At 59.7% G+C, this 5487-nt stretch carries 4 protein-coding genes, 1 tRNA gene, 2 rRNA genes and 2 pseudogenes; 3 read left to right on the forward strand and 6 right to left on the reverse strand.

From position 1 onward, the window contains the following. Positions 1-74: 74 nt before the first annotated feature. The 3 genes from rrf (GRH90_RS25610) to rrf (GRH90_RS25620) all read left to right on the forward strand — a co-directional run bounded on the left by rrf (GRH90_RS25610) (position 75) and on the right by rrf (GRH90_RS25620) (position 478). Positions 75-190, forward strand: a 5S ribosomal RNA gene (gene rrf, locus GRH90_RS25610). A gap of 61 nt (positions 191-251) precedes the next feature. Continuing rightward, a tRNA-Thr gene (locus tag GRH90_RS25615) sits at positions 252-327 on the forward strand. 35 nt (positions 328-362) lie between these two features. Further along, positions 363-478 (forward strand): 5S ribosomal RNA (rrf, locus tag GRH90_RS25620). Positions 479-616: 138 nt separating this feature from the next. Here the strand turns inward: rrf (GRH90_RS25620) and tnpC are convergent. The 6 genes and pseudogenes from tnpC to GRH90_RS25650 all read right to left on the reverse strand — a co-directional run. Then, positions 617-1288, reverse strand: a pseudogene (tnpC, locus tag GRH90_RS25625) (IS66 family transposase); the annotation flags it as partial. Positions 1289-1337: 49 nt separating this feature from the next. Continuing rightward, a complete protein-coding gene (locus tag GRH90_RS25630) occupies positions 1338-2429 on the reverse strand; it encodes an ABC transporter ATP-binding protein (protein ID WP_162368788.1) in 1092 nt (363 codons plus the stop codon). A gap of 3 nt (positions 2430-2432) precedes the next feature. Further along, complete coding sequence (locus tag GRH90_RS25635; RefSeq protein WP_162368789.1) at positions 2433-3383, reverse strand: carbohydrate kinase family protein; 951 nt, start codon at positions 3381-3383, stop codon at positions 2433-2435. Between the two features lie 28 nt (positions 3384-3411). Continuing rightward, positions 3412-4251 carry a carbohydrate ABC transporter permease gene (locus GRH90_RS25640; RefSeq protein WP_162368790.1) on the reverse strand — a complete coding sequence of 280 codons (840 nt, stop codon included), beginning with the start codon at positions 4249-4251 and terminating at the stop codon, positions 3412-3414. Then, complete coding sequence (locus GRH90_RS25645) at positions 4248-5150, reverse strand: carbohydrate ABC transporter permease (RefSeq protein ID WP_162368791.1); 903 nt, start codon at positions 5148-5150, stop codon at positions 4248-4250. The genes GRH90_RS25640 and GRH90_RS25645 overlap by 4 nt, the downstream gene beginning before the upstream one ends. Positions 5151-5160: 10 nt before the next feature. Beyond that, positions 5161-5364, reverse strand: a pseudogene (locus tag GRH90_RS25650) (extracellular solute-binding protein); the annotation flags it as partial. Positions 5365-5487 lie beyond the last annotated feature (123 nt).

Below are 5487 nucleotides of genomic sequence, written 5' to 3' on the forward strand. Positions count from 1 at the left end.
GAGCGGATTTTCAGCGAAGTTCCGGATAAACGGACGTGGCATGGAAGGTAATGCGACGTACGGAAATGAATTTGCCTGGCGGCACTAGCGCGGTGGTCCCACCTGACCCCATGCCGAACTCAGTAGTGAAACGCCGTAGCGCCGATGGTAGTGTGGGGTCTCCCCATGCGAGAGTAGGGAACTGCCAGGCATCCATTAAGACCCAATACCTTGAGCGCAGCGAGAGGCGTTGGTGAAAAAAAGCTTTGAGCGCTGATATGGCTCAGTTGGTAGAGCGCACCCTTGGTAAGGGTGAGGTCCCCAGTTCGACTCTGGGTATCAGCACCAGTTTTAACGGTAGAGTTCGGCAAATAAAGAATTTGCCTGGCGGCACTAGCGCGGTGGTCCCACCTGACCCCATGCCGAACTCAGTAGTGAAACGCCGTAGCGCCGATGGTAGTGTGGGGTCTCCCCATGCGAGAGTAGGGAACTGCCAGGCATCCAATAATGACGAAGCCCTCTGTGAAAACAGAGGGCTTTTTCATATGTGCTGAACGGGCGGTTCGCTACTCGAGCAGAGAGTAGGACAGTAAGCGTGTGCCCAGCGGTAAGCGTATGCTCAGTGCCGTATTGACAGTTATTCCTTAGGGATGTTGAGGTTCCACGGCAGGAGATCTTTGATCTTATTGATGGGATGATCCGCGATAATCGCCAGCACATGGCGCAGATACGCTTCAGGCTCCACGCCGTTCAGTTTGCAACTGCCGATCAGCGTATACATTAGCGCCGCCCGTTCACCGCCGCTATCCGAGCCCATGAACAGGTAATTTTTTCGGCCCAGGCTCACCACCCGCAGCGCGTTTTCGGCGATATTGTTATCGATCTCCGCCCAGCCACCGCTGGCGTAGTAACACAACGCCTGCCGGTGGTTCATCAGGTAGTCGAACGCCTTGGCCGTATCCGCCTGTCGCGATAACGTGGTGAGTTTTTCCCGGATCCAGCACTCCAGGCTGTTGAGTACCGGTCGGGAGCGCGTTTCGCGCACCTGCTGGCGTTCTTCGGCCGGACGCCCCCGGATGTCGGTTTCGATCGCATACAGCCCACCTATCCGATGCAGGGCTTCGGTGGTGGTCGGCGACGGATGGCGCACATGGATATCATGGATTTTACGCCGGGCATGGGCCATGCAGCCGACCTCGCGGATATGGCCTTCTTCATTCAGTGGGTTGAGGCCCGCATAGGCATCCGCCTGCAACAGTCCGCTGAACCCGGCCAGATGCGTTTGCGGATGAGCACCCTTGCCGCAGGGTCCGGGGAGTGGGTTACTAATCTACGCAGGGTACTGCCCCTGATACGCTTTAAGGCGTCTCGCCAAGCCGGTTGCCGCTTTGCGTATCAAATAAATGCAGGCTTTCCGCCTTGGCCTCCAGCCAGAGCGGCTGCCCCGGCCGGCACTCAATCCGGCCGGCAAACTGGATATGCAGAGGAAAGCCGCCCCAGTCCATGTGCAGCAGACTGGTTTCGCCGGTCACTTCCATAATCCGCAACGTGGCGACGGGCTGAGCGGCGGCGTTAACCCGCAGGAAATCGTGCGGACGGATGCCCAGTGTCACCGGCGCGTCGCCCTGGTGTTGCGCGGCAGCGTGCCATTTCGCAGGCAGCGGAAACCACAGTTCACCGCAGCGAGCCCCGGGTTGCCCGTCGCGCATCGCAATCGTTCCCTCCAGCAGGTTCATCGGCGGCGATCCGATAAAACGCGCTACAAAAGTATTGACCGGCCGATCGTAGATCTCCAGCGGTCGCCCCTGCTGGACGATATTGCCTTCCTTCATCACCACGATTTGATCGGCCAGCGTCATCGCCTCCACCTGGTCATGGGTGACATAGACCGTAGTGGTTTTTAACTGCTGATGCAGTGATTTAATCTCGGCGCGCAGTTCCATGCGTAATTGGGCATCCAGATTGGACAACGGCTCGTCAAATAGAAATACCCGGGGATTGCGCACCATGGCGCGCCCCATGGCCACGCGCTGGCGCTGCCCGCCGGACAGCGCCTTCGGCAGCCGCTGCAGAAGGCGTTCAATGCCCAGCAGCCGGGCCACCTGCTCTACCTTGCCCTGCAGCTCCTGGCGCGGCACTTTTTTCACCTGCATATGGAACGCCAGGTTTTCCGCCACCGTCAGATGCGGATACAGCGCATAGCTTTGGAATACCATGGCGATATCCCGATCCGCCGGATCCAGATCGTTAATCCGCTGTTTATCAATAAAGATATCGCCGTCGGAAACCGTATCCAGCCCGGCCAGCAGGCGCAACAGGGTGGACTTGCCGCAGCCGGACGGCCCGACCAGCACCGTAAAGCTGCCGTCGGGGATCGCTAAATCCAGCGGATTAAGCACGTAGTGTTTGCCATAACGTTTGGCGACCTTGACGAGTTCTACGCTGGCCATGGGTTATTCCTCACCGGCAAGGGATTGAAGGGATACCCGATCAGGGTATTGACGCGGCGAGCTGCCGATGGCCTGGCCGGCGACACGGATGCCCCAGCGCAGCGCCTGGCGGCGGCTATAACCATAAAGCAGCGCGCTGAGGAAACCGGCGTTGAAGCTGTCGCCGGCGCCGATGGTATCCACGATGTTTACCTGCTCGGCGGCGCGCGAGAATACGCTCTCCGGTTCGCATACCGTGGCGCCCTCTGCGCCACGCTTGATAACGCAGGCGCCGCCGGGTGCCAGCCGCGCCGCCAGCGTCCTGCCCGCCAGCGCCAGGTCGTCGCTATCCGCCAGGCCCAGCGTTTCTACTTCGTTTAATAATAAATAGTCGCAATGCCCCAGCCAGCGGGCGATACCCTGGCGCAGGCCGCCGTTCCAGCCGTCGGGCGGCCAGCCGGTATCCACCGCCACCTGGAAACCACGTCGATGAAGCGTGGCCAATAACGCGGGGTACTCGTCAAACAGCCGCAGGCACAGGAAGGCGCCGCATAACAGGACGATATCCCCAGGCACGGCCCGCGGCGGCAGCTGCACCAGGACGTCTTGTCGCGTCAGGCGCGTGATATGTCCCTGGTTGCTGAAAAAGGTGCGCTCGCTGTCGGGATGGGTCAGGCCGACCGTCAGCGAGGTTTCGCAGGCATAACGCGGCCAAAAGGGGGCACTGTCGGTAAAGTAGCCCGCCAGCCAGGGTGAGAAATGATCGTCTCCCTGGTTGGCCACCGCCCGGTGCGGCGTGCCCAGCGCCGCCAGCGCCAGCGCGCAGTTGCCGGCCGAGCCGCCGGGCCGCATGACGCTGTGTTCCAGCATCGCCTCGGTTCCCCGCGCGGGCCAATGGTGCAGGGTGCCCATAATCAGGTCGATATTGATATTGCCCACCACGTACAAAGTGGCGTCAGTTGCGGATGTTGTCATGAAAGTATCCAGTTCGTCCCTATTTAGCTTAGCCCTTGCTGCCGCCGCTGGTTAAACCGCCGACCAGGGATTTTTGCAGCCAGATGGCGATAAACAACGGCGGCACCGAGGCCAGGATACCGACGGCGGCGATAAGCCCATCATCGGTGGCACGGCCGGCGGTAAAGCCGGCAATAGTCACCGGTAGCGTTTGCGCCTGGATATTGTTGGTAAATAACAAGGCATAGAAAAATTCATCCCAGGCCAGCAGCCAGCCGAATACCGCCGAGGCGGCCACCGCCGGTTTGGCCAGCGGCAGGGTGATGCGCAGCAGCACCTGCCAGAAACGCAGTCCGTCGAGCCGGGCAGCCTGTTCAATATCCAGCGGCAGCGCGTCGAACTGGTTTTTTAGCATCCAGGTCAGGAACGGCAGGATTAGCGAGCAGTACACCAATACCAGCCCCAGGTGCGTATTCAATAACGCCAGCTGCTGCAGGACAAAATAGAGCGGCAGGACAAACGCCACCGGCGGCACCATATAAATGGCCAGACTGCCCATCAGCCAGCCTTCGCGGCCGGGATAACGTGAAAAACCGAACGCCGCCGGCACTGCCAGCAGCAGCGAAATCAGCGTCGCGCCGGTGGCAATCACGACGCTGTTGGCGAGCGCATGGAGGAACAGCGCGCCCGGCTGGCCGGGCGCCAGAGACAACAGGCGGGCATAGCGGCTGAAATCCCATTGGCGCGGCAGCCATTCCAGCGGGATACGGGCTAAATCCGTCGCCGAGCTGACGCTCATCAAAAACAGCCATAGCATGGGCGCCAGGATGGTCGTCGCCAGCACCGATGCGGCCAGGTAACGCAGCAGGATGCGGATCTTGCGTTTCATTGTTCAATCCCCCGGCGGCGCTGACGCGACAGCATCAGCATATAGAGGGCAATCAGCACCCCGCACAGTAGCGTCATCAGGATGGCATAGGCGGCGCCGCTGCCGGCGCGCAGATAGCTGAATGATTCCTGATAGACAAAAAAGCTCAGGGTTTTGGTGCTGTCCACCGGGCCGCCGCGGGTCATGACATAAATAATATCGAAGATCTTGAAGGCATCGATGGTGCGTAATATCAGCGCCACGCCCAGCGGAGCCAGGATGGCGGGCAGGGTAATGGCGCGAAAGCGCCGCCAGGCGGAGGCGCCGTCGATGCGGGCAGCCTCGAACAGATCGTCAGGAATCGATTGCAGCGCCGCCAGGGTCAGCAGCGTCACCAACGGATAGTTTTTCCAGATATCGGCAATCATCACCGCATTCATCGCCGAGTCTGGGGCACCGAGCCAACTGCGGTAATGATCGATAAGCCCGGTTTGGGTCAGCAGCGCATTGATGCTGCCGTAATCGGGATTAAAATTCAGCCGCCACATCATGGCGTTGACGATGGTCGGCAGCGCCCAGGGCAAGATCACCAATACCCGCAGCAGGCCGCGGCCGTAAAATCGTTGGTTGAGCAGCAACGCCACCAGTACGCCGATAACGCCTTCAAAGGCCACCGATACCACGGTGAAATAGAGCGTGCGCGCCAGCGCGGCCAGGAAATCCGGATCGGTCAGCGCATACAGATAGTTGGCAAATCCCACATAAGCGGGCATGGCGCCGCCGCCAACCAGCGCGGCATCGGTAAAACTGAGCCAAAAGGTCCGGGCCAGCGGCCAGGCGGTCAGCAAAAACATCATCACCAGCATGGGCGCCAACAGCGCCCATGCCTGACGACGCTCACGTTGCGGCAAGCTGAGCATGGCTAAATCCTTAACGCAAACGTTCCGCGCCTTTGGTTGCCGCCTGCATGGCCGCTTCCGGGGTTGCCTGGTTTTGCAGTACCTGTTGCAGGTTTTGCTGCAATACGTTGGACAGCTGGGAATAGGCGGGGATGGCCGGACGGGACAGCATCACGTTCAGGGATTGTTTCGCGGCGGCAATCAAGGGTTCCTGCCCTTGCTGTACCTTGGGATCAGAGCCTGTACATAGATTTGTGTAATTGCCTGATTTTGATATCTTCAATCCAACATCAAAAACAGGTTAATTTATGGACGAAAAGCAGTTGCAAGCTCTGGCTAACGAACTGGCCAAAAATCT

Source organism: Acerihabitans arboris (assembly GCF_010131535.1).
Lineage (GTDB): Bacteria > Pseudomonadota > Gammaproteobacteria > Enterobacterales > Enterobacteriaceae > Acerihabitans > Acerihabitans arboris.